Consider the following 22,870-nt stretch of genomic DNA (forward strand, 5'->3'; position numbering starts at 1 on the left):
CCTCGATACCCATATAGCAGTTTTGTAGTATTTATTGAGAGAACCCCTTTTGAAAAAGGGGCTTCTCTCAAACTCTCTCCCTAAAACTTTCAGTTTTATTTTTTCTCAGATAGGGCACACCGAAAATAAAAAAGCCCCGCAAGTAATGCAGGGTGTGCCCTATCTGAGAAAAAATCAGCTAAAAAAGTCTTTGGAAAGGGGTTCGGGGTTACTCCCCACAGTGTGGGGAGATGCCCGAAGGGCAGAGGGGCGCGCCTCCGTCAGAGGAAGCCTTTCTTCAGAAAGGTTTCCCCGATAAATAGTATAAGCTTCTATATGAGTACCACGGTTATGAGGGCTTTTTTTATAATTTCTTTAAAAACTCAATAAAGCTCTGGCTTCCGCTTGAAGAGACATATGCATAATACGAAAGCACCTTTGAAGCGTCAACGGAGTCTATCTTGCCGTCAGAATTCACATCGCTGACAGCCAGTTCATGCTCGGTAGGCTGAGACTTACCTGTTGCAAACACAGCATAAGCCTGTAGCAGATTTGATGCATCAACAGAGTCTATCTTGCCGTCGCCGTTAAGGTCGCCAAGCACTGTTTGCGTCTGCTTGTCGCTAAGGAGCTCAAACTTGAAATCATACTTATCCGCATAAGCCTGCGCAGTAGAGTCCTCATAGCCGTATATCGTTCCGTTGAATTTCGGGACATACTTCAGATAGCGTTTTTTGCCTTCTTTCCACTCTACCCTTTCTGTCTCGTTTGATATAGAATAATAAACTCCGGCGACTAAATTGCAATCAGGATTTTTAATGGTTATTGATGCCAGCTCAGAGCATTTTTCAAACGCACTTCCTGCTATCATAGTGATAGTATCAGGCAGAACAATGGACTTTATCGTATCATCTCCGTAAAAGCACTGATAAGCGATTCCCGTTACAGGCAGACCGTTTACCAGTTCCTTTATAACGATATCGGTCGTGCTTATCTTTTGAAGTATGCCGTCCAGCTCAGCCTTAGCCTTTTTCGCCTTCTCGGCAGCTGCCTCATATCCCTCCGGAATACTGCCCGACCATTCCCATTCGCCTTCTTTATTATATGCACCATTTTTACCCGGCATAAGATAAGCTTCCATATCCTGAATAAGATCTTCAAGCTCTTTTATTCTGGGATTTTTTTCAACTTCAACATGATCCTTCAATATGTGGTATGCTATGAGCGGAAAGTCCGCCTGCTCAACATATTCGTCATCTGAAGCTGCTGCATTGAGGCTTAATGGCGCACATAATGAAATTGCGCTGATTCCTGCGACTGTACCTGCTAAAAACTTTTTAATATTCATAATCATACCCCCTTATGATTTATCAATATTTTTCTAATTACATTATATAAATTGCATATGCAGATGTCAATAGATTATATATTAAATAACTAAAACAATTAAAAAAGTCCTCTTGCGAGGACTTTTTTGTTTAACATTATTATATTTTTATTCATTTTTCGGCAGACTGTGTTTCAGTTCCTTCTGCAATAGCAGTGCTTTCAGCATCTACCTCTCCGAGGAGATCGCTGTAGTCCTGCCATGCCTGCCTGAGTTCATCTGTATCATCCACCAAGCTCAATTGATAAGGATTTTCCTTACTCCATGGAGAGTTCTCCCATGAACCCCATTGATACCATTGATTCCATGGATTCCATGCATCATCGCTGATCCATGTTGCAGGGATACTGTCCTCTCCGTCGATATTTACGGGATTCAATCCTACACCCTCATAACCGGACCAACTCCAGGGATACATCCATGGATTTTGGTCTGTACCCATATTCCACCATGAACTGCTCCACTCGGAATCTGGATCAAATGCAGACAGATCAAGATCCTTTGCATTCTCGTCCCACCATGATGTAACCTTGTTCTCAAGATTTTCGATGAATTTCTCCAGGGTGATCTCAATATCACCTATGGACTGATCTGCGTAATATGAAAGGATAAGAGAAGCATCGAGGGAATTTACCTTGCCGTCCTTATCAACATCACATATCGCAAAAATTTCATCTGCTATCTCTCCCTTATTTACGGAAAGGTCAGCATAAAGACTGAGTATATACGAAGCGTCAATGGAATCTATCATGCCGTCGCCTGTAGGGTCGCCCAGCTTGAACTCAGCAGCTGATGCTGTCATAGCGGAAGCTGCCGCAGCTGCCATGATCCCTGACAATACGCCTGCTAAAAGCTTTGATTTTATCATAATAATGCCTCCTTTGTAATATGTCCGATATCTTGTACTTTTATTATATGAGAAAAGCCGTTCGATGTCAAGAGAAAACGATGAAATAAATGCCAAAAACGCAGTTGTCAAAAGCCCTTTTCTTTAAGCTGGCTGACCAGCTTCACGTAAAACTCTCTTACATCAAAATCCTTTATATTCTCGCGGTTAAGGTCTATTATATCACCGTGAGTTATGCCGCGTTTGCCATTTGGCTCGGCAAATATGAACCTCTCGCCCCATTTCATGGACTCCACTGAAACAAGACCGTCATTTGGTCCGTCGAAATACTTCACGAAATGATAGGAAAGGTTCAGGGGGAACCGTCCGCCCATAGCCGATACCGACCGTGACCCCACGCTCTGATAATATACCCCCTGCACATCTTCGCAAAGCTTGTTCATCTCCTCGCAGGCAGAAGCGGTAAGGTCTGTGACTGCCGCCATAAAATCGGGTTTTGTATCGCCAAGCTTTTTCAAAGCGGCATTGTACTTGTCCGCAAGTCCGTTCTTGAAGCTCTCGGGCACCTTATTAAGCAGGTAATCCGCAAACTGACAGCCTCTGTGAGGCGTATTCACAGTTGTAAGGCTTGCCACCCTGTCACCTGCTCCCAGCATGGATATTGCGTATCTTGAATCAAGTCCGCCCTTGGAATGGGCTATTATATTGACCTTTCCGCACTTTTCCCTTTCTACTATCTCGTCTATCTTGGCTTTCAGCTCTGCGGCACAGCCTGCTACAGAGTCCGCTGACTGCTGACAGCCGTAGTATATCTTAGCACCGTTCTTTTCCAGCTCCTGCGGTATTCTTCCCCAGTAGTTTAAAGCCTTTACATCGCGGAAAAATACACCGTGTACCATGAGTATCGGGTATTTCGTAGCGCATACTCTTTCCTGCTCACGGGAGCGGTCAAGAGCAAGCTTATCACATTCCGTTCTGTATTCATTGTCCGTAAGCCTTAACATCTTAAAGAGGACAGCCGCGTTTATCACAGGGATAAATGCGAAGATAACACCCAGCACTCTCCATTTTATGCCTATCTGAACCGAGCTTGTATATATCCTCACAGCCGCCGTAATAAACATCAGGGCAAGGAGTATCACAGCTATGATGCAGTTCACAGTAACCGTTATCCCCCATTTTCCGCTTACGGCAAAATAAACAGCCCCTATTATCTCCGCAGTAGCATCTGCAAGGAATATCTTCATAAGACAGCTTCCGCGGTGCATACGCCCCAGTCTGCCACCCTCTTTTGAACGGCAAGGAAATGCGCACAGAGCAAATACAAAGAATATACCGATGATTATTGCCAATACCGCCATAGCTCCGTTTAAATACACCATAGAAAGCGCATATATATTAACTGCACAAAAGGCAAGCACCATTTTTATTAAAAGAGACAGTATTCCCATATATTTCCCTCACATATAATTCTTATCCGATACATTACCGTATCACACTAAGATTATACATCTAAAGGCAAGTTTTTGTCAATAAACGCACAGCGCATTCCTGCCTTGACCGAATAAGGCAGGAATGCGCCGGCAAATCCCTCCACATCAAATGTGTGCGAAATATTAGAAAATATCTTATTTATAGTTCAAAAGACCATCAGCTATCTTTGCAAACTGTTCGGGAGAAGTGCTGAAATAATATGAATTATCGCCGATTCCGAGCTTCATAATACCATTTTTGTCCATGCGTACACTCAAATGCGTATTATACATCTGACAAGCAATATTTTTATCGTCAAAAAATTCCGGATTATTCAGCTTTGTCCATTCAAGGGCTTTCAGTTTTTCTCTGTTCTCCTCTATATCCTTTATCAGAACTTCCTGCGGTCCTGCTTCCTGATCCAAAGAATAAATAGAATAGTATGTATTCATTTCGCCTTTCTGCATTACATTATCTATCGCCCAGTCTACAAACTCGTCATCGCTCATATCCTGAAAATTGTTATTTTGTACCCAGACATCAATAATAGAATGATCAATGTCGGTCACACCATATCTGTAAGGAGACGAATAGATCATATTATTATCATTTATCACAATAGCCTGCGCACCAATGACTATTGTAAATGAATTATCATTTTGTGCTATCTTATCCTTGTCTATAACAGGCATATAAGTGCCGTCTGACAGAAAAGCATTGTTGTAAACATCATCGCATCTTGTCCATTCAAAGTTTTCAAGCATAAGCGCAAGGGAATCATACGAATAACCATCAATAAGATATGCCTTTTCCACACCGTCTGTTTTCTTGATAAGCACTGCATTTTCTTTCTTAAAGTCTATAGGACAAGGAACTATCCACTGACTTTCATCAAGAGTGGTAAGTGTGCTCAACAGATCATTATATGCATCTTTATCCTTGAAACGCTGTTTTGATACCTCTTCCGCATTGCTTTCCTCTGTGGTCTTGGTAATATATGTGATACCGTTTCGATATATTTTTATTTCATAATGATCCTTGTTATCGACCATATTAAGAGTTATCGGTTCTTTCTCGGTATCCTCTTCAAATCCTTCTGTCTCAGTAGTCCATATTGCATTATTTAAAAGATATGAAAGCGAATATGCCTGAAGTTCCGTCACCTTGCCCTCTTCCTTTGAGGTGTGGTAATCGGCATTTATAAAGCTACCGCTAACACCGCAGAAATCAGCATTTGTATCCACTCTATCCTCAAGCAGTATGCTCAAAATCTTTTTATAAGAGCCCTCGGGCAGAGAATATTTGAAATATTCATAGTTTTCAGACTGACCGTTGATAACATAAAGTCCATCGGCAGTAATATAATCATAATCATCGGTATAATAAACCGAATCGTTTAAATTTATTAAACGCTTCGATACATATACCTTTTCATTAGACTGTATGTGAACAATATATTCATTCACCAAGAAATCAATACCTGCATAAGTATTGCGGTCAACATTATAATCTTCATCAGAAAGCTCTGTCCATTCTGCGTGTTCAAAAAAATCATCAAGATTTTTGGCTATTTTATCATAAGCAGGTACCGATGAACGTATAGCTCTGTCACATACATTGAATACAACATCATGGAGCGGGAGCGTAGCAAACGGGAAATTACAGTTATACTCATCATATTCCTGCTGTTCGCTCTGAGGACCGCTGTTGTACTTTGCATTTATTTTATAATAAGCTCCGCCGCCAATACCGCCTGCTGCCAGAACAAAAGCCGCAGCTGTAGCGAGTCCGCGAAATCTTTTTGGCTTTATTACATCAACATGAGTTACGATATCTTCATATTCGTCTGATCTTACATTATTGCTTTCTGTAAGCTTTTTCTCCATTTCCTCGCAGAATTTGCTGCTGAGCTGAAGCTCATTCAGAGCGTCTTTATAATCGTTTCTCTGCATGACTCATCCTCCTTTTCAAGTTCAGCCCTTAATTTCTCTCTTCCCCTTCTTAACAGTGAACCCACCGTATTTTCATTTTTCTCGGTTATCTCGGATATCTCTTTTATACTGTAGCCCTCATAATAATAAAGGAATATCACCTCGGCATACTTTCTCGGAAGCTTCGCTATCTGACTTCGCAGTTCGCGTCCCTCGGTGCTTATCTCATAAATAGCCTCTGACTGCTCTATCTCGTCTATAGAACAGGTACGACTGAAACGAAAGCTCCTTTTGAGATTTTTGCACTTATTTATAGTCACCCTCAGAAGCCATGCTTTTAGGTGTTCATCGTCATTAAAGGATTTGGGAGATGTGTGTAATGAAAGGAAAACGTCCTGAACTATATCCTCCGATTCGGCATAGCTGCCGCAAAATGCAAAGGCTGCCCGCAGGACTGTGTTTCCGTATTTTCTGAATGCGTATAATGCAGTACTGTCATTATTCATTGCTGTGACCTCCTTTCATATATAACACACATGGAGAATGAGTAATTGTGCAGAGAATTTAAAAAAATTTATTCCTCGTCGTCAGTAAATTCCAGTATATCACCCGGCTGACATTTCAGTGCCTTGCATATGGCGTTGAGAGTGGAAAAGCGTATTGCACTTACCTTGCCTGTTTTCAGCTTTGAGAGATTGACGTTGCTGACTCCCACACGGTCGCTGAGCTCGTTAAGGCTTATCTTTCTGTCCGCCATTACGCGGTCAAGTCTAAGGATTATCGACATAACCGCTCACCTCACAAAGTCTCGTCAGACTCGATCTGGAGAAGCTTTCCGTAACGCATTATTTCGGCAAAGAACAGGAAAACCACAGCTCCGAATACTGAAAAAACAGAACCGAATAATGCAGATGTGATCGTGATACCTGCATGATACCTTATCAATACACCGATAATACTGCCGACCAACGACAGTGCCGCTATAACTCTGACTGCTATTATATTGCCGTTTGTAAACGGTCTGCCGCTTCGGAATATCCTGAAAAATATTATCACCTCAACCAGATATACGATCCCATTGAAAAGCATTTCTACAACTTCAGGCATTAAAAGATTATAGAATGAATCAGGCATCCTATTAGCACTTTTTAATTTACTGTATTCCATTATTACTAAAAACAACGCAATAGCTGCCTCAGCAGCAGCTATTATCATTACGATCAGGCTGCTTCTCTTTATCATGGTTTCTACTTTTGTTTTATTCATGTTGATCGCTCCTTAAGAATTATTTGTTCGTATCAGAACTTAGAGACTCTGTTTCTGTGAGTTTATAATAGCACAGCCTTTAACGTTTGTCAACAGTTATTTATCGTTTATCATTAATTATTGTATGATTAAACATAAATTCCTCTGTACTCCCCGCACTTTATTGTATATTTCGCACGATAATTATTTATCGTTTATCATTAAATCAGTGCTATCGAATTTTAGTTTTCAGTCATTTTTCACAGTTTTATTATAGACAATAGCGCAGAAATATGATATAATATATGTATAGAATTCGGAATTCATAATTTGGAATTAGGAATTATTGTATCGGCAAACGCCAAACATTGATAATTCCGAATTCCTCATTCCTAATTCCTAATTAAAAATCATTATTGCAAAGCAATGATGATTTTCGCGGGAGGTTTTTCAATGAAAATGACTTTTATCGGCGCTACCCATGAAGTTACGGGAAGCTGCACTTATATAGAAGCCTGCGGCAAGAAGTTCCTTGTGGACTTCGGTATGCAGCAGGGCGAGGACATATTCGAGAACGTTCAGGTACCTGTTTCACCTTCAAGTATCGACTTCGTTCTCCTGACTCACGCACATATAGACCATTCAGGTCTGCTGCCGCTGCTCTATGCAGGGGGCTTTCAGGGCGAGATACACGCTACGGAGGCTACCTCAAATCTTTGCAGCGTTATGCTCCGAGACAGTGCCCACATACAGGAATTTGAAGCAGAATGGCGCAGCCGTAAGGCTGAAAGACGAGGCGACCCCAACTACGAGCCTCTCTACACAATGGAGGACGCTCTCGGCGCTATCGAGCTTTTTGTGCCTCATCAGTACGAAAAAGAAGTCGAGATATGCGAGGGAATAAAGGTGCTTTTCCGTGACGCAGGTCATCTGCTCGGTTCGTCAAGCATACTCCTCACTCTTACTGAGGACGGAGTTACAAAGACTATCGCCTTTTCTGGTGATATCGGAAATATCCACCAGCCACTCATACGCGACCCACAGCATTTCGCAAATGCTGATTACGTTGTAATGGAGTCCACCTACGGAAACCGTATCCACGACCGTCCTACGGATTATACCACATCGCTTGCAAAAGTGCTTCAGGAGACCTTTGACCGCGGAGGAAGCGTTATCATACCGTCCTTTGCAGTGGGAAGAACTCAGGAAATGCTCTATTTCATAAGGCATATCAAGTCCGAGGGACTTGTAACAGGTCACGACGGCTTCCCTGTTTATGTGGACAGTCCTCTTGCCAATGAAGCTACCGACATTTTCGTAAATAACCGCGAAAGCTGTTACGATGAGGAGGCTCTTTCCTTCGTGCGTCAGGGCATAAACCCTATCGGCTTCCCTGACCTTATCCGCACCGTAACAAGTAACGACTCTATCGCAATAAACAGCGATGAACGCCCCAAGGTCATCATCTCTGCCAGCGGTATGTGTGAGGCAGGACGAATAAAGCACCACCTCAAGCACAACCTCTGGAAAAAGCAGAATACTATCCTCTTTGTCGGCTATCAGGCAAGCAATACCCTCGGCAGAAGCCTTGTTGAAGGCGCAAAGCGGGTCAAGCTATTCGGTGAGACTGTAAAGGTCGCCGCACGAATCACTCAGCTCCCGGGCATAAGCGGTCATGCTGATGTGAACGGACTTCTTGAATGGGCAAAGGCTGTTTCGGGAGTTCAGAGGTTCTTCATCAATCACGGTGAAGCAAGCTCCTCAGAAAGCTTTGCACAGCGTCTGAGAGATGAACTGGGTAAAGATGTATATGTACCGTACAGCGGTGCTGAATTCGATATCGCTGAGAATGTCATTACTATCGATGCGGAACCTATACCGATACCAAAGAAGAAGAATTCCGCAAACTTCAGTATCGCCTACAGCGACCTCATCGCTGCTTCGGACAGACTTGCGGCTCTTATCAAGGATTCGGAAGGCAGAACAAATGCAGATATGCGCCAGCTTACAGAGGCTATACATAAGCTCTGTGACAGCTGGAAGCTGTAATGCGTTCCTGCGACAGATGCGGCTCAAAAATACACGATAATTCCGCTCTATGTCCCATATGCAGAAATATGAGCGATATTGAGCGAAAAAGATACAGAATTTCTTCTATCATAATTTCAATATTCGTTTTCATCATGTCCTTTGTCCATGCTGTATTTTATACTATCCACGGCATGGAGGATTTCATAAAACTAAAAAATCTCGGTTCAGACTATAAGCCGCCTTCGGACTTTATAAATCTGACACACAACGAACTGCCGCTGAATTATGTAACGGTATTCGTTATGTACTGCATACTCCCAATATCTTTTCTGATTTTCACACTCTTAATAAACGTAAAAAAATATCAGCGCCTGCTGATAATACTCCCTGCTGCGGGAATAGGAGCTGAAATAGCTCAGCTTGCACAGCAGTTCAATAATTACAGCTTTGTCATAAAGGGAAAGAGATCTTACCTTTATCCTATCATCGGCATGGATATTTTCTCAGCCCTGATGATAACCGTTTTTTTCATCTATATGATAAGGCTGATATTACGCGGACATTCCATATCACAGAGCAGATGGCTGATCGTATTCGGATTTGTTTTCGTGTTCGCACGGATAATGATAAAGTTGTATTTTTACGACGATGATGAGCTTATCCCGTATTTCAGAGAAACAAAAGGCTATCTTCTGTTCTCGGCGGCTCTGCTGAATGTGAAAAAGCGTTATATCATAAGCAGGACTATGTGAAGTCATATGCTTTAGTCCTTCTATAATAGGGACAAAAAAGCATGAAAGTCAACGGAAAACAGTTGATTATTGAAAAAATAAATTTTAATATCTGTATTTTGTACAAAAGCTGATATCAGTTTTTGTGTAATATACACGTTTCACAATGGGGCGATGTTTTTACATCGCCCCAAAATTTTGTCATTTGGCATTGTTGCGGAACGCCGAGAGCGGCGTCACCTACACAGATTATGCGTTAGCCGAGCTTTTTCATAACCGACGGGCGAACAATGTTCGCCCATACAACAGCGTGACGCTGTACCCTTACTCCGCGCTGTAATTCTTATGCAAGACATATCATCGCGTAATATTTGTTCATTTGAGTTTGCAGCGTAATTCACGGGCGGCAAAACGCCGCCCCTACATAGATAAAAAAGTCCCGAAGCAGTCGAAACCGCTTCGGGACTTGAATTCCGTATTATTATCTTACTTGATAACTCTTACCTTGATAACACCGTCAACTGCGTTGATCTTGCCCTCAACTGTTGGAGGTACATCTCCTGTAACATCGAGCATTGTGTAAGCAAAGTCCTTCTTACTTGCGTTTACCATGTTCTCGATATTGATGCCCTCATTACCTACTGCTGTTGTGATAGAAGCAATAGTTGTAGGTACATTCTTGTGGATAACACAGATCTTTGTACCAACTGCATTCATTGAAGCATTAGGAAGATTTACGCTGTTCTTGATATTGCCGTTCTCGATGTACTCGATAAGCTCCTCTGCTGCCATGATAGCGCAGTTGTCCTCACTCTCAGGTGTTGAAGCACCAAGATGTGGGAGTACGATAACGTTCTCAACGCCGAGAACTACATCATCAGCAAAGTCTGTTACATACTTAGCTACCTTACCGTCTGCAAGTGCCTTAACTACAGCCTCGCTGTTGATAAGCTCGCCTCTTGCAAGGTTGATAAGACGAACGCCGTCCTTCATCATCTCGATCTGCTCAGCGTCGATAGTGTTCTTTGTCTGAGGAGTGTAAGGCATATGTATCGTGATATAATCACTGTTCTTGTAGATATCGTTGATATCTGTAACGATCTTTACAGAAGGCTCAAGGTGAAGTGCTGCACCTACTGAAAGGTATGGGTCGTAACCGATGACCTTCATGCCAAGTGACTCAGCAGCATTTGCGATCTTGCCGCCGATAGCACCGAGACCGATGATACCAAGTGTCTTGCCTGCGATCTCAGGACCTGCAAACTTTGACTTGCCGCTCTCAACTGTCTTTGGAGCATCAGGTGTGCCCTTCAGTGAAGCTGCCCACTCAGCTGCCTCTACGATCTTTCTTGAAGAAAGAAGAAGTGCGCAGATAGCAAGCTCCTTAACAGCGTTTGAGTTAGCACCGGGAGTATTGAATACGCAGATACCCTCCTGTGCGCAGCGCTCAACAGGGATATTGTTTACGCCTGCACCTGCACGAGCGATAGCAAGAAGATTATCGCCGAACTGCATATCGTGCATCTTTGCTGAACGAACCATTATAGCATCAGGATTAGCGCAATCATCAGATATTGCATACTTGCTCTTGTCAAATACGTCTGTGCCGACTTCTGATATCTTATTTAATGTCTGAATCTTGTACATTTCAGTAAACCTCTTTCCATTTTATTAGAGTATAGAGCTTAGAGCTTGGAAGCAATTCGGAATGCAGAATTAGGAATTAAAGGTATCGCCTGCGGCGATATATCCGAAGTAAGCTATAAGTTCATTTATAATATGTCCGCGTAAGAGGACACAACTCTTCCGAATTCCTAAATCCGAATTCAGAATTTGAAATGTCAGGAATTTTCTTCCTCGAACTTCTTCATGAAAGCAACAAGCTTTTCAACGCCCTCGATAGGCATAGCATTGTAGATAGAAGCTCTCATACCGCCAACAGTTCTGTGACCCTTGAGGTTCTCAAAACCTGCTGCCTTTGACTCTGCAACGAACTTCTTGTCGAGCTCCTCATTGCCTGTGATGAAAGGTACGTTCATAAGTGAACGATCCTTCTTCTCAACTGTGCCCTTGAACATCTTGCTCTGGTCGAGGAAATCGTAAAGGATCTTAGCCTTAGCTTCGTTGTGCTTCTTCATAGCCTCAAGTCCGCCCATCTTCTTGATCCACTTGAATACCTTACCGCATACATAGATGCCGTAGCATGGAGGTGTGTTGTAGAGTGACTCGTTATCAGCCTGGATCTTCCAGTCCATCATTGTAGGAGTGCACTTGAGTGCAGGACCGTCAGCGATAAGATCCTCACGAACGATGATGATCTGTACGCCTGAAGGACCAACGTTCTTCTGAACGCCGCCGTAGATAACGCCGTACTTTGTTACGTCTACAGGCTCTGAAAGGAAGCATGAGCTTACGTCAGCAACAAGCTCGTGACCCTTTGTGTTAGGAAGCTCCCAGAACTTTGTTCCGTAGATAGTATTGTTCTCGCAGATGTATACATAGTCAACATCATCAGGGATATCGAGATCAGAGCAGTCAGGGATATAAGAGAATGTCTTGTCAGCAGATGAAGCAACTCTTACTACGTCACCGTACTTCTCAGCTTCCTGAGCAGCCTTCTTTGCCCACTGACCTGTGATGATGTAAGCAGCCTTGCCCTTCTTCATAAGGTTCATAGGTACGCCTGCAAATACAAGTGAAGCACCGCCCTGTACAAAGATAACCTTGTAGTTGTCAGGGATGTTCATAAGATCACGGAGATCCTTTTCTGCTTCCTTGATTATCTCATCATATACCTTTGAACGGTGAGACATTTCCATTACGGACATTCCGCAGCCCTTGTAATCCATCATTTCCTCTGCGCATTCCTTGAGGACTTCCTCAGGAAGAACTGCAGGACCTGCGCTGAAGTTATAAACTCTGCTCATTGTAAAAACCTCCAAGTTAATATATAAAATAAAAAGTAGCATTCGCCATACAATATAAATTATACTCTTTTCACCCTTATAAGTCAAGACATAAAATCGAAATTTTTCCAGTAAATTAATATTCAGCTAAAAATGGTAGGGCAAATTTGCTGCTCATTTGTGACATGTTAACTCAGTGCAACATTTCAGTACAGTTTCTTATGCCAGAAGCCTACGGAATCTTCGGTCACAAATCCTGCTGCATTGTAGAATTTCCTGCGCCAGTCGTAGGAATTCACATAGCACTTCTCAACGCCCTTTTCTTTGCATTTCAATACTGCTCCGTGCATGAGAGCTGTACCGAAGCCCTTGTGCCTGTATTTCTCCCTTGTGCTCACAGGTTCGATAAGGGCAGTTTTTGAAGCTGTGTCCACATAAACGAAGCAATATGCGCAGATATTGTTTTCCTCGGCTGTATTTTCATCAATTATGAGAGCCTCAAAGCTGTCGGCATACATAGCCGATTTTTTCCGTGAATCATAGGCAGTCATGCCGTTTCTGTAGTCGGGAGCTTCAAGCTCGGGGTGAAAGCCCAGATTGAGTGCACTCCATTTCAAAGCCTCATCAGGGTATTCATCACCATAAAGCAGCCTGTAGCCGTCGGGAAGCTCTACAGCTGCATCTGCGGTCTGAGGGTATGCGTAATTGTCGTAATCCTCCTCAGTCTGCCTTTTGTAGCCCATTTTCGTGAGTATCTCACCTCTGTAGGTCAGGCTGTCGTTAGCTATCACAAGAAAGTCGTAAGAGCCGTCACTGCCTTTTTCAAACAATGGCAGGCAATTCTTTTCGGCATAGGTCACCATGTCCGCAAAAAGGCTCTTATAGCCGCTTTTCAGGCTCATGTAAACTGCGTCACCGTCGGGAAGTATGCAGCCGACTATATTGCCGTTTTCCTCCCAAATGAAAATATAGTCCGCAGACCTCGGCGATCCGCAGTCCGTATACTGTACGTCCATTCTGTAGATAAGGTCGTGAAGCCTTTCGGGAAGCCATGAAGTCATGTTTTTAGTCTCATTGTAGCAGTCTCTGAGGTAGTATTCAAGCCTTTTCAGGTCTTTTCCGATGTCAAATCGCTTTATTTCCATATTTTTCTCCTGTAATAAAAAAGGAACGGCATTAGACTGTTTCCATTGCCGTTCCTTATTTTTCATAATACGCAACGGCAATTATGGATATATTATCCTTGCTGCCGTTTTCAAGTGCCTTTTCCACCAGCAGGTGAAGTCTCGATTTCAGACTTTTCGGCAATTCTATTATCTCCTCGATATCAAGTATCGAGACATAATCCGAAAGTCCGTCCGTACACAAAAGCAGCAGATCGCCGTATTCCATTCCGTCCTCAAGTACTACCGTATCTATCTGCGGTTCTGACTTCTGATTGCCCAAAACGGGGAATATTATATTGCGGTGGACATGAGTCTTGCGCTCCTCATGGGTTATAGCTCCCTCATCAATGAGAAGCTGCACAAGAGACTGATCGCGGGATATCTGCTTGATGCGTCCGCTGCGGTATCTGTAAAGGCGGGAGTCTCCGACATTGAACGTAAGGATATTATTGCTCTCGTCCACTGCTATGCCGCACAGTGTAGCCTGCATATTGTGCATCTCGGGATCCGATCTGCTGTACTCTGCAAGCTTATGGTGTATCCCGAGGAGCTCCTCGTCCAGCTTTGTCTCTCCGCTGTAGCTCATATCGCGCACAAGCTCAAGGCACATCTTTGACGCAAGTTCGCCCGAGCGCTCGCCCGATACTCCGTCGGATACAGCTGCAATAAACGGTCCTGATACAGTTTGTTCGGAAGAGCCTGAATCTATAACGCTGTCCTTTATGAGCAGGGCATCTTCATTGTGCGGCATTATGCCCTTATCCGTTACTCCGCAGCAGTAATACATTCATTCTCCTCCTTTTCTCTTTATTCTATGCCGTACATTCTCATTCCGTTACGGCAGGTAATGTCGATAAGCTCCTCTGTGGGAACTCCTTTTATCTCGGCAGCCTTTGCAGCTGTATAAGCTATCATTGAGCTGTCGCTGCGTCTGCCTCTGAATGGCTCGGGAGCCATATACGGACAGTCTGTTTCCATAAGAAGCCTGTCCAGCGGCACCGCTTCAAGTGCTTTAAGTGCTTTCTTTGAGTTTTTAAATGTGAGGACTCCTGTAAAGCCTATGTACATTCCCAGCTTTATTATTTCCTTTGCTGTTTCCGCAGAGCCGCTGAAACAGTGTACAACGCCTTTCGGACGGTACTCCTTCAGTATCTCAACCGTGTCCTCTGTGGCATTTCGGCTGTGGACTATAACAGGCAAATCCAGCTCCGCAGCAAGCTCCAGCTGCTCACGGAAAAAACGTATCTGCTTTTCGCGATCATAGTTCTCATAGTGATAGTCAAGACCTATCTCGCCTACAGCCTTTACCTTCGGGTTTGAACCGATGACCTTTCTCAGAAAATCAAGATAGTCACCTGGAGTTTCGTCAACGCTTTCGGGGTGTATACCTGCGGAAGCGTATACGTAACTGTATTTATCCGCTAATTCGGAATTAGCCGCAGTATCTCTCATATCAGATGCCGCAAGCATGACCAGCTCAACGCCCTTTTCAGGCAGCTCCGCAAGTACCTGCTCCCTGTCCTCATCAAAGGCATGGTCGGCGTAATGAGAGTGAGTATCAAATATCTTCATGCTTATTTTGTCTCTGAAAACTTTTCTTTTATCTTCTCGATGAAGTTCTCGCTCGGGATAAAGTCCTGACCCGAGATGGTGCCGTCAAGTGAAAGTGCAGATGCAATGGACTTTCCGTTTTCAAACATATTCTTTATAGCTGTCTTGTGCTTTTTGTAATCGGCAGAAGTAACGTTGGACTCCACCATATTTATGATGATGCCGAAGTTATTGTCCATATTGTCAGCAAGATATTTTCCGTCTGTCTGATTGAACATCGATGTAAGGAAGGAAGCCGCTGTAAATGCTCTTTCGCTCTCACCGTCCTTGAACATGGTATATGTCACGAAGGTAAGTGCCTGCTCGCTGTTGAGGAGCTGGCTTGAGCCGTCATTCTGGAAACCTGCGATATCAGCGTTTACAGGATAGGAAACATCTCCGAATATGTCGTAGACCTTCTTGGCTGCATCGGAATTAAGCTTCATATATCTGTCAACATTCAAGCCAAAGACCTTTGTGACAAAATCCACAGCAGCTGTAGGACCGCCGCTCTCATAGCTTCCTCTTATGCTCATCTGCTTGTCGTCAACAAGTGCTATCGTATTTGAAGGTATTCCGATGAATACTATTGATTTTTTGATAGGCATTGAACGCATAAGAATAAATGTAGGCGGACAATTCTTTTCCGGAGCATCGAGTACCATAAGCATAGTATGATTGTCTCCCGAGGTTATCTCATCAACTGCTAGCGGTATCGGTTCTGTGAGCTCCTCCTGCTTGCCAAGCCCGAAATATCGGTAAGCACCGTATGCGATACCTCCTACGATTATAAGTCCGATAAAGATAGTTACAAGAAACGGAACTGCTATATGTCCGCTTTTTCCTTTTGCCATTTCATTGGCTCCTTTCATGTATTTTTTACAGTTTTATATGTATGTTATTAATATCACAAGTGATATAAACTGATCGTATAAAGTAATATTCTAAAAATATACATCGGGAAATGAATAAAAAAGTTTTCCAGAAATCAAAGTTAAAAACTTCTTGGCGCAGTTACGGTTATCCACAAAGTTTTCCACATTTTCAACAGAAATGAATTGCCTGTCCATGTTTAAACACACAATTCAACAGCCTGTTGAAAAAGAACAGACATTCAGCAAGTTGAATTTTATTTGCTGAAAAATTATCTGAATAAACTTGCAAAAAAAGTTTTATGTGATATAATTAATAGGGAAGATCAAAGACATTTTCCATAAATACAAGCTTTCTGCGTATGCTGTCTATATCAGCTCCGCACTCGTTTATGACGGAATATGCGTCCTCAAGACCAAAACGGCGTATCTTCAGCCCCTGTCGGACTGCATAGTTCAGCGTCTGATATGTTCCCGATTTGAACGAACCCTCGTTGAAATAGGATATTACCGCAGAAGCATTGTCCACCATGAAATAATTCCTTACACGGTAAAGGTCGGGAGATGTGTTCTCTCCTGTGCGGCTTTTGCCATATACTACTGTGGGATCGGTATTTGTGGAAAGAAGCAGATCAGCTCCTCTTTCAACATCTGCAAGCATATCCCTGTAGCTGCTGCTGAACCGCTCTGCATGGCGCAGATAAGGCATTACTCCTATAAGGCGTATGCTGCTGTCGGCGCGTTTTTTATCAAGGATATATTTTGCAGCCCACAGGTCCGTACCAACGGCAAGCCCGCTGATAAAGCTCCTGTAGCCGTATTCTACAGCCATATCTATATACCTGAACAGCATTAGCTGAACAGTACGCAGAGTCAACCTGCTGTAGATAGGATCCTTCATATAAGGTATCACGCTGCTCTCGCGGTGACCTGTAAAACAGACAGTGCGCCCTGCATCTGTCTCTAAAGTCTCCGCAGGCAATACTTCGATGCCCGAATCAAGTGAGAAAAGCATGGCACACCTCACTTTCCCGCAAAAATCATACATAGAAAGTATAACATATATTATGTATTATTTCAAGGCGTTTTTCAACTTGTAATTAAATTTTAACTTTGACATAAAGAAAGGATTGATAACGGAAATGAAGCCGTATCTCAAAAGAGCATGGGCTGAGATATCTTTGCCCAGACTCAGAAAAAATGTTGAAATAATAAGGAGTCTCAACTCAGCCGCTACGGAAATAATGGCTGTTGTCAAGGCTGACGCTTACGGTCACGGCGATGAGCATATCGTCCGCTGTCTCGCAGAGCAGTGCGGAATAAAATATTTCGCCGTTTCAAACCTTGATGAAGCTATCGCGGTAAGAAAATTTGCTCCAAAAGCAGATATACTCATTCTTGGCTATACTCCTCCCGAGTATGCGCATGAGATATCTTCCTACAACATTATTCAGGGCGTTGTTTCCACGGAATATGCTCAGGAGCTTGTAAAGAACACTCCTGCACCCATAAGATGTCATATCAAAATAGACACAGGTATGGGAAGAATTGGCTTAAAGCACGATACTCCCGAGCAGTGCGCTGCCGAGATCGAGGATATGATGAAAATTGATAAGCTCTCAGTCGAGGGCATATATACTCATTTCGCAGTTGCTGACAGTGATGCTCCCGATAATATCGCTTACACCGACAAGCAGGAGAAGTTCATAACCGATACATACGATGTGCTTGTAAGCTACGGTATAAAGCTCCGTCACCTTCACTTTATGAACAGTGCGGCTACCTGCTACAGAAACAGCTCACGAAGCACCCTTTCCCGTGCAGGTATCATTCTCTATGGTCTGCACCCCGATGTCAGCCTTGATATCCCCGAGGGTCTTGAACCCCTTATGGAACTCAAAGCCGTTATCTCACACGTAAAAACTGTAAAGGTCGGCGACTGCATAAGCTACGGACGTACATTCGTGGCTGACCATGAAATGCGTATCGCTACCGTTACTATCGGCTACGCTGACGGCTATTCAAGGCTTCTCAGCTCAAAGGGCGAGATGCTGGTACACGGAAAACGCTGCAAAATAGTGGGCAGAGTCTGTATGGACCAGCTTATGATAGATGTTTCGGACGTTCCCGAGGCTAAATCTGGAGATATAGTTATTCTCATCGGCGAGGAGAACGGTGACCGCATAACTGCCGATGACCTCGCTCAGATATACGGAACTATCGGATACGAGGTAGTCTGCGGTATCTCAAAACGCGTACCACGTATCTATATTGAATAAACAGAACTAAGAACTAAGTTTTTAGTGATTAATAAACCAACGCTTCATAACATATGCCCTTCTATTAAGGGGGCAAAAATGAGCAAAAATCAATGGAAAACCATTGATTATCAATAAAATAATTCTTGAAATCTATGTTTTGTACAAAGTTTTACGCTTGATTTTGTGTAACATTATGATAGTGTAGGGGACGGCGTCCTCGACGTCCCTACAGGCTAAGGGCTTGCTGGAGCCCGAGGCTGGCTCCCCTACATAGATGATGCATTATTTGCACTTTTTACAGAACTTGTGGGCTGTCGAGGACTCCCAACAGGAGCCGCGACCCTCTGTCCTTCGGACATCTCCCTGTACTACAGGGAGTCACCAGCCCCTACAATTCAAATCAGTCTGCATAGGCAGACACCTTAACTCTAAACTTTCGGGCGGATAATATCCGCCCCTACAGGCTAAGGGCTAAAGGCTAAAAAGGAGGATAAAAATATGGCAAAAGCAATGACAATATCCTATGAGGTAGGAAATAACCTCTATCTTAACCTTACAAATAAATGTCCATGCAACTGCACCTTCTGCATACGCAATCACGCAGACGGTGCATACGGCTCCGACCCGTTGTGGCTGGAGCATGAGCCAACATGGGACGAGATAATCATGGATCTGAGAAAGCGCGAGCTCAAAAAGTACAAGGAGATAGTTTTCTGCGGCTACGGCGAGCCTACAGAGCGTCTTGACATGATTCTCGAAACTGCCGCTTATCTCCGCAGCAGAGAAAACTGCCCCAAGCTCAGACTCAACACAAACGGTCTCGGCGACCTTATCCACGGCAGAAGCATCTCAAAGGCTCTCTGCTATTCCCTTGATATCATCTCCATAAGCCTCAACGCAGGCACTGAGGACGAGTACATGAAGGTTACACGCCCCAAATTTGACAATGCCTTTGAGGCTCTTCAGAAGTTCACAAGCGACTGCGTAAAAATAGGCAGAGCCGAAATAGTTCTCTCAGTGGTCGATGTTATCTCCGATGAACAGATAGAAGCTTCAAAGAAGCTTGCCGCACAGCTCGGTGCAAAGCTCCGCGTAAGAAAGTTTGACGACTGATATATTGCATATATTTCAACAGTTCTATTTGTGCAGTATTTTAGCATTTCAACTATGGAAAAAATTACAGAAATATGATATAATAATTTATTGAAAGATTTCTCTGATCTGAGATAAGGAGTAGTTTTTTATGAGTAAAAAAAGCAAAGTTATTCTTGCAGCTTCTGTAACCTCAACAGTTCTGGCATTTATCGCCGCTGCTGTTACTGTATTTGTCTGCAAGCGCATTTACGAGAAGAATTACTTCTCGGTCACAGATTAACAGGTCAAAATTATTAAAAGAAGGTTGAATAAAATGGAAATCAAATTCACAAAAGCAGCAAGCCTCAAGGCTAAGCCACAGCCAGGCGACAAGCTCGGCTTCGGTCACATCTTCACAGACTATATGCTCGTTATGCCCTATGATGAGGGTCAGGGCTGGCATGATCCTGAGATCAAGCCTTATGCTCCTATCGAGCTCTCACCTGCCGCTATGTGTCTCCACTACGGTCAGGAAGTATTCGAGGGCTTAAAGGCTTACAGAACTGCTGACGGCAAGGTTCAGCTTTTCCGTCCTGAGGAAAACTTCAAGAGACTCAATCAGTCAAACCAGAGACTGGTTATCCCAGAGCTTCCTGTTGAGCTTGGCATGAAGTGCCTTACAGAGCTCATCAAGGTTGAAAAGGACTGGGTTCCTTCAAAGGAAGGCGAGTCACTCTATATCAGACCATTTATCATCGCTGTTGACCCATTCCTCGGTGTTAAGCCAGGCGCTCAGTATCTCTTCATAATAATTCTCTCACCTTCAGGTGCTTACTATGAAACAGGTCTTAACCCTGTAAATATTTACGTTGAGAGCAAGTATGTCCGCGCTGTAAGAGGCGGTATGGGCTTCGCTAAGACAGGCGGTAACTACGCTGCTTCTCTTATCGGACAGGACGAGGCTCACAAGCAGAATTACTCACAGGTTCTCTGGCTGGACGGTGTTGAGCAGAAGTACATCGAAGAGGTAGGCGCTATGAATATCTTCTTCGTTATCGACGGCAAGGTAGTAACTCCTATGCTTCAGGGCTCTATCCTCCCTGGTATCACAAGAAAGTCTGCTATCGAGGTTTGCAAGTCAAAGGGCATCGAAGTTGAGGAAAGACGTATCAACATTCAGGAGATCGCTGATGCTTATGATGCAGGCAAGCTCGATGAGGTATTCGGTACAGGTACTGCTGCTGTTATCTCTCCTGTTGGCCACCTCAAGTGGAATGACAAGGTAATGGAGATCAACGGCAACAAGATCGGTAAGATCTCACAGATGCTCTATGATACAATGACAGGTATCCAGTGGGGCAAGATCCAGGATACATTCGGCTGGGTTCTTCCTATCGACTGATAATAATAGTATTTTTAAAGGCGTTTCCGCAATGGAAACGCCTTTTTTGTGTCAGCTGCATTGTCACTCTCTCCTGCTTTTTCATATAATAATCTGATTAGAGATAATCATTTCTTTGCCCTCGGGCAGATTGGAGAAATATATGAAAAGACCTGAAATACTTATTGCAGGCGGTGATATGCGTCAGCTTTACTGTGCCGCCAAGCTGTCACGGGAATTTGAAGTAGGTGTTCTCGGCTTTGACCGCGAACGTATCCCCGATGAGCTCGAACTTAAAGCTGTTGAACGCTCGGAAACTCACTGTTATGACTGCGCTGTGCTGCCTGTGCCCCCTCTCAACAGCGAAGGAAATCTCTTTGCGCCGTGCAGCTCTGCTGTAATATCTATATCTGCTGTGGCTGAGTTCCTTGCTGCTGACGCTGTTATATACGCCGGCAGAGTCGATGACAGACTAAGAAAAGCCCTTCCTCAGCATACCGTATACGATTACCTGCTATGTGAGGAAATGAGCCTGAAAAACGCCGTACCTACTGCTGAAGGAGCAGTACAGCTCGCTCTTGAGGAGCTGCCTGTCACACTCAACGGACTGAAAGTACTAATCGTAGGAATGGGCAGGATTGGAACTGCTCTTGCTGAGATATTGAAGGGCTTCGGTGCGGATATAACCGCGGCTGTTCATAATTCACGAGGCACGGCAAAGGCAAGGCTTCACGGTATCCGCTCTGTGCCAACAAAACGGCTAAACGGCGATTACGGTCTGGTTTTCAATACCGTGCCTAAGCTTATATTCGGCAACGATATGCTGAGCAGATTTGACAAGAATACCCTATTTATCGACCTTGCATCAAAGCCCGGCGGAATCGACTTTGATGCTGCTCTCGAACACGGAATAAAGGCTATATGGGCACTTGGACTCCCAGGCAAAACTGCTCCCGTAACCTCAGGAGAAATAATCGCAGAAACAGTAAGCTCCATGATAGCTGAAAGGGGTGAAGCCATTGAGTAACGCCTTAAAAGGTTTAAAAATCGGCTATGCCATGACAGGCTCATTCTGTACATTTCAGAAAAGCTTTGAACAGGCTGAGATACTTGCGGAATACGGTGCAGAGCTTATACCAATAATGTCCGAAAATGCCGCTTCAATATCCACGCGCTTCGGCACGGCTCTTGAAAATATCGAAAAACTCAGGAATATTTCGGGCAGGGACGTTATATTGTCCATTGCAGATGCCGAGTCTATAGGTCCTAAGGATATGACCGATATAATGGTGGTAGCTCCCTGCACTTCAAATACAGCCGCAAAGCTCGCTTCAGCTGTTACGGATACCACTGTTACAATGGCTGTAAAGTCTCACCTGCGCCGTGGGAAGCCTGTGGTGCTTGCAATTGCCTCAAACGATTCTCTTATGGGCTCGGCTAAAAATCTCGGCGAGCTTTTCAACCGCAAGAACTATTTCTTCGTTCCTATGATACAGGACGACTGGATAAACAAACCTGCTTCACTTGTAACGGAATTTTCAATGATACCACAAGCAGTTGAAGCAGCTCTCAACGGCGTACAGCTGCGCCCTATAATTTATCACTCACGACCATAAAAATCAGCCCCCATCATGCTGGGGGCTGATTACAAAAAAGCTCCATTAGAAATCTAATGGAGCCGTAAGTGTCGGCACTGATTTAGTTTCCCGGGCCGTCACCAGCCAAGTATCGTCAACGCGAATGAGCTTAACTTCCGTGTTCGGAATGGGAACGGGTGTGACCTCATTGCCATAAGCACCGACTAAATATTAGCGAAGAATTGAAGGAATAAAGCGTAATGCGAGGCTAGAACTCTGAATGAAGTAAAAAGGAAAAGCCCTCGACCGATTAGTACTCGCAAGCTGAACGTGTCACCACGCTTACACTTTGAGCCTATCAAACTCATAGTCTATGAGAGGTCTTACTCTTACGAAGGGATATCTTATCTTAAGGTCGG

Annotated in this window: 22 protein-coding genes and 2 rRNA genes; 8 read left to right on the forward strand and 16 right to left on the reverse strand. The window is 43.8% G+C overall.

Annotated elements, in window-relative coordinates; genetic code table 11:
• Window positions 1-343 precede the first annotated feature (343 nt).
• The 7 genes from BUB28_RS16620 to BUB28_RS16025 all read right to left on the reverse strand — a co-directional run bounded on the left by BUB28_RS16620 (window position 344) and on the right by BUB28_RS16025 (window position 6,883).
• The gene (locus BUB28_RS16620) at window positions 344-1,327 is read right to left on the reverse strand and encodes a dockerin type I domain-containing protein (RefSeq protein WP_175547878.1); all 984 of its coding nucleotides are present in this window, start codon (window positions 1,325-1,327) and stop codon (window positions 344-346) included.
• A 151-nt stretch (window positions 1,328-1,478) separates the two neighbouring features.
• Complete coding sequence (locus tag BUB28_RS16000; RefSeq protein WP_072952511.1) at window positions 1,479-2,234, reverse strand: dockerin type I domain-containing protein; 756 nt, start codon at window positions 2,232-2,234, stop codon at window positions 1,479-1,481.
• 107 nt (window positions 2,235-2,341) lie between these two features.
• A complete protein-coding gene (locus BUB28_RS16005) occupies window positions 2,342-3,664 on the reverse strand; it encodes an esterase/lipase family protein (RefSeq protein WP_072952512.1) in 1,323 nt (440 codons plus the stop codon).
• 177 nt (window positions 3,665-3,841) lie between these two features.
• Complete coding sequence (locus tag BUB28_RS16010; RefSeq protein WP_072952513.1) at window positions 3,842-5,638, reverse strand: hypothetical protein; 1,797 nt, start codon at window positions 5,636-5,638, stop codon at window positions 3,842-3,844.
• The gene (locus tag BUB28_RS16015) at window positions 5,608-6,123 is read right to left on the reverse strand and encodes an RNA polymerase sigma factor (RefSeq protein ID WP_072952514.1); all 516 of its coding nucleotides are present in this window, start codon (window positions 6,121-6,123) and stop codon (window positions 5,608-5,610) included. Before BUB28_RS16015 ends, BUB28_RS16010 begins: the two co-directional genes overlap by 31 nt.
• Before the next feature lie 68 nt (window positions 6,124-6,191).
• Window positions 6,192-6,404, reverse strand: a complete 213-nt coding sequence (locus tag BUB28_RS16020; RefSeq protein WP_072952515.1) for a helix-turn-helix domain-containing protein — start codon at window positions 6,402-6,404, stop codon at window positions 6,192-6,194.
• An 11-nt stretch (window positions 6,405-6,415) separates the two neighbouring features.
• The gene (locus BUB28_RS16025; protein ID WP_072952516.1) at window positions 6,416-6,883 is read right to left on the reverse strand and encodes a DUF2975 domain-containing protein; all 468 of its coding nucleotides are present in this window, start codon (window positions 6,881-6,883) and stop codon (window positions 6,416-6,418) included.
• A 432-nt stretch (window positions 6,884-7,315) separates the two neighbouring features.
• Between BUB28_RS16025 and BUB28_RS16030 the strand changes: the two genes are divergently transcribed.
• Complete coding sequence (locus BUB28_RS16030; protein ID WP_072952517.1) at window positions 7,316-8,911, forward strand: MBL fold metallo-hydrolase RNA specificity domain-containing protein; 1,596 nt, start codon at window positions 7,316-7,318, stop codon at window positions 8,909-8,911.
• A 68-nt stretch (window positions 8,912-8,979) separates the two neighbouring features.
• Complete coding sequence (locus BUB28_RS16035; protein ID WP_207647121.1) at window positions 8,980-9,645, forward strand: hypothetical protein; 666 nt, start codon at window positions 8,980-8,982, stop codon at window positions 9,643-9,645.
• 465 nt (window positions 9,646-10,110) lie between these two features.
• Here the strand turns inward: BUB28_RS16035 and BUB28_RS16040 are convergent, their stop codons facing one another.
• From BUB28_RS16040 to BUB28_RS16070, 7 genes are all read right to left on the reverse strand, one after another.
• Window positions 10,111-11,271, reverse strand: coding sequence for a 3-phosphoglycerate dehydrogenase family protein (locus tag BUB28_RS16040; protein ID WP_072952519.1), 1,161 nt, complete (start codon window positions 11,269-11,271; stop codon window positions 10,111-10,113).
• 194 nt (window positions 11,272-11,465) lie between these two features.
• Window positions 11,466-12,551: a 3-phosphoserine/phosphohydroxythreonine transaminase gene (gene serC, locus BUB28_RS16045; RefSeq protein WP_072952520.1), complete on the reverse strand. Its 1,086-nt coding sequence runs from the start codon at window positions 12,549-12,551 to the stop codon at window positions 11,466-11,468.
• 185 nt (window positions 12,552-12,736) lie between these two features.
• A complete protein-coding gene (locus BUB28_RS16050) occupies window positions 12,737-13,675 on the reverse strand; it encodes a GNAT family N-acetyltransferase (protein ID WP_072952521.1) in 939 nt (312 codons plus the stop codon).
• 55 nt (window positions 13,676-13,730) lie between these two features.
• Window positions 13,731-14,483, reverse strand: coding sequence for a PP2C family protein-serine/threonine phosphatase (locus tag BUB28_RS16055; RefSeq protein WP_072952522.1), 753 nt, complete (start codon window positions 14,481-14,483; stop codon window positions 13,731-13,733).
• Between the two features lie 20 nt (window positions 14,484-14,503).
• Window positions 14,504-15,268 (reverse strand): TatD family hydrolase, encoded by a 765-nt coding sequence (locus BUB28_RS16060; protein WP_072952523.1) that lies wholly within the window; start codon window positions 15,266-15,268, stop codon window positions 14,504-14,506.
• 2 nt (window positions 15,269-15,270) lie between these two features.
• Window positions 15,271-16,140 carry an LCP family glycopolymer transferase gene (locus BUB28_RS16065; protein ID WP_072952524.1) on the reverse strand — a complete coding sequence of 290 codons (870 nt, stop codon included), beginning with the start codon at window positions 16,138-16,140 and terminating at the stop codon, window positions 15,271-15,273.
• A gap of 331 nt (window positions 16,141-16,471) precedes the next feature.
• A complete protein-coding gene (locus BUB28_RS16070) occupies window positions 16,472-17,173 on the reverse strand; it encodes an SLOG family protein (RefSeq protein ID WP_072952525.1) in 702 nt (233 codons plus the stop codon).
• A 127-nt stretch (window positions 17,174-17,300) separates the two neighbouring features.
• Between BUB28_RS16070 and alr the strand changes: the two genes are divergently transcribed.
• The 6 genes from alr (at window position 17,301) to BUB28_RS16095 (ending at window position 22,490) form a co-directional block, all read left to right on the forward strand.
• The gene (gene alr, locus BUB28_RS16075; RefSeq protein ID WP_072952526.1) at window positions 17,301-18,437 is read left to right on the forward strand and encodes an alanine racemase; all 1,137 of its coding nucleotides are present in this window, start codon (window positions 17,301-17,303) and stop codon (window positions 18,435-18,437) included.
• 480 nt (window positions 18,438-18,917) lie between these two features.
• Complete coding sequence (locus tag BUB28_RS16080) at window positions 18,918-19,532, forward strand: TIGR04100 family radical SAM protein (RefSeq protein ID WP_072952527.1); 615 nt, start codon at window positions 18,918-18,920, stop codon at window positions 19,530-19,532.
• Between the two features lie 130 nt (window positions 19,533-19,662).
• On the forward strand, window positions 19,663-19,794 hold the full coding sequence (locus tag BUB28_RS17550; protein WP_278291527.1) for a hypothetical protein: 132 nt from the start codon (window positions 19,663-19,665) through the stop codon (window positions 19,792-19,794).
• 33 nt (window positions 19,795-19,827) lie between these two features.
• Complete coding sequence (locus BUB28_RS16085; protein WP_072952528.1) at window positions 19,828-20,895, forward strand: branched-chain amino acid aminotransferase; 1,068 nt, start codon at window positions 19,828-19,830, stop codon at window positions 20,893-20,895.
• Window positions 20,896-21,037: 142 nt separating this feature from the next.
• Window positions 21,038-21,901 carry a dipicolinate synthase subunit DpsA gene (locus BUB28_RS16090; RefSeq protein ID WP_072952529.1) on the forward strand — a complete coding sequence of 288 codons (864 nt, stop codon included), beginning with the start codon at window positions 21,038-21,040 and terminating at the stop codon, window positions 21,899-21,901.
• On the forward strand, window positions 21,894-22,490 hold the full coding sequence (locus BUB28_RS16095) for a dipicolinate synthase subunit B (protein WP_072952530.1): 597 nt from the start codon (window positions 21,894-21,896) through the stop codon (window positions 22,488-22,490). The genes BUB28_RS16090 and BUB28_RS16095 overlap by 8 nt, the downstream gene beginning before the upstream one ends.
• Window positions 22,491-22,559: 69 nt before the next feature.
• Here the strand turns inward: BUB28_RS16095 and rrf are convergent.
• Window positions 22,560-22,676: ribosomal RNA gene (gene rrf / locus BUB28_RS16100) — 5S ribosomal RNA — on the reverse strand.
• A gap of 64 nt (window positions 22,677-22,740) precedes the next feature.
• Window positions 22,741-22,870, reverse strand: a 23S ribosomal RNA gene (locus BUB28_RS16105); the annotation flags it as partial.

It is taken from the genome of Ruminococcus flavefaciens (genome assembly GCF_900143025.1).
Taxonomy (GTDB): Bacteria; Bacillota; Clostridia; order Oscillospirales; family Ruminococcaceae; genus Ruminococcus; species Ruminococcus flavefaciens_I.

Bases quoted from the DNA above. Each gene is read 5' to 3' on its own strand.
- BUB28_RS16000 (WP_072952511.1), bottom strand. From the start codon at position 2,234: ATGATAAAATCAAAGCTTTTAGCAGGCGTATTGTCAGGGATCATGGCA.
- BUB28_RS16620 (WP_175547878.1), bottom strand. From the start codon at position 1,327: ATGAATATTAAAAAGTTTTTAGCAGGTACAGTCGCAGGAATCAGCGCA.
- serC (WP_072952520.1), bottom strand. From the start codon at position 12,551: ATGAGCAGAGTTTATAACTTCAGCGCAGGTCCTGCAGTTCTTCCTGAG.
- BUB28_RS16030 (WP_072952517.1), top strand. From the start codon at position 7,316: ATGAAAATGACTTTTATCGGCGCTACCCATGAAGTTACGGGAAGCTGC.
- BUB28_RS16070 (WP_072952525.1), bottom strand. From the start codon at position 17,173: ATGCTTTTCTCACTTGATTCGGGCATCGAAGTATTGCCTGCGGAGACT.
- BUB28_RS16080 (WP_072952527.1), top strand. From the start codon at position 18,918: ATGGCAAAAGCAATGACAATATCCTATGAGGTAGGAAATAACCTCTAT.
- alr (WP_072952526.1), top strand. From the start codon at position 17,301: ATGAAGCCGTATCTCAAAAGAGCATGGGCTGAGATATCTTTGCCCAGA.
- BUB28_RS16055 (WP_072952522.1), bottom strand. From the start codon at position 14,483: ATGTATTACTGCTGCGGAGTAACGGATAAGGGCATAATGCCGCACAAT.
- BUB28_RS16035 (WP_207647121.1), top strand. From the start codon at position 8,980: ATGAGCGATATTGAGCGAAAAAGATACAGAATTTCTTCTATCATAATT.
- BUB28_RS17550 (WP_278291527.1), top strand. From the start codon at position 19,663: ATGAGTAAAAAAAGCAAAGTTATTCTTGCAGCTTCTGTAACCTCAACA.
- BUB28_RS16090 (WP_072952529.1), top strand. From the start codon at position 21,038: ATGAAAAGACCTGAAATACTTATTGCAGGCGGTGATATGCGTCAGCTT.
- BUB28_RS16010 (WP_072952513.1), bottom strand. From the start codon at position 5,638: ATGCAGAGAAACGATTATAAAGACGCTCTGAATGAGCTTCAGCTCAGC.
- BUB28_RS16020 (WP_072952515.1), bottom strand. From the start codon at position 6,404: ATGTCGATAATCCTTAGACTTGACCGCGTAATGGCGGACAGAAAGATA.
- BUB28_RS16040 (WP_072952519.1), bottom strand. From the start codon at position 11,271: ATGTACAAGATTCAGACATTAAATAAGATATCAGAAGTCGGCACAGAC.
- BUB28_RS16060 (WP_072952523.1), bottom strand. From the start codon at position 15,268: ATGAAGATATTTGATACTCACTCTCATTACGCCGACCATGCCTTTGAT.
- BUB28_RS16005 (WP_072952512.1), bottom strand. From the start codon at position 3,664: ATGGGAATACTGTCTCTTTTAATAAAAATGGTGCTTGCCTTTTGTGCA.
- BUB28_RS16085 (WP_072952528.1), top strand. From the start codon at position 19,828: ATGGAAATCAAATTCACAAAAGCAGCAAGCCTCAAGGCTAAGCCACAG.
- BUB28_RS16065 (WP_072952524.1), bottom strand. From the start codon at position 16,140: ATGGCAAAAGGAAAAAGCGGACATATAGCAGTTCCGTTTCTTGTAACT.
- BUB28_RS16025 (WP_072952516.1), bottom strand. From the start codon at position 6,883: ATGAATAAAACAAAAGTAGAAACCATGATAAAGAGAAGCAGCCTGATC.
- BUB28_RS16050 (WP_072952521.1), bottom strand. From the start codon at position 13,675: ATGGAAATAAAGCGATTTGACATCGGAAAAGACCTGAAAAGGCTTGAA.
- BUB28_RS16015 (WP_072952514.1), bottom strand. From the start codon at position 6,123: ATGAATAATGACAGTACTGCATTATACGCATTCAGAAAATACGGAAAC.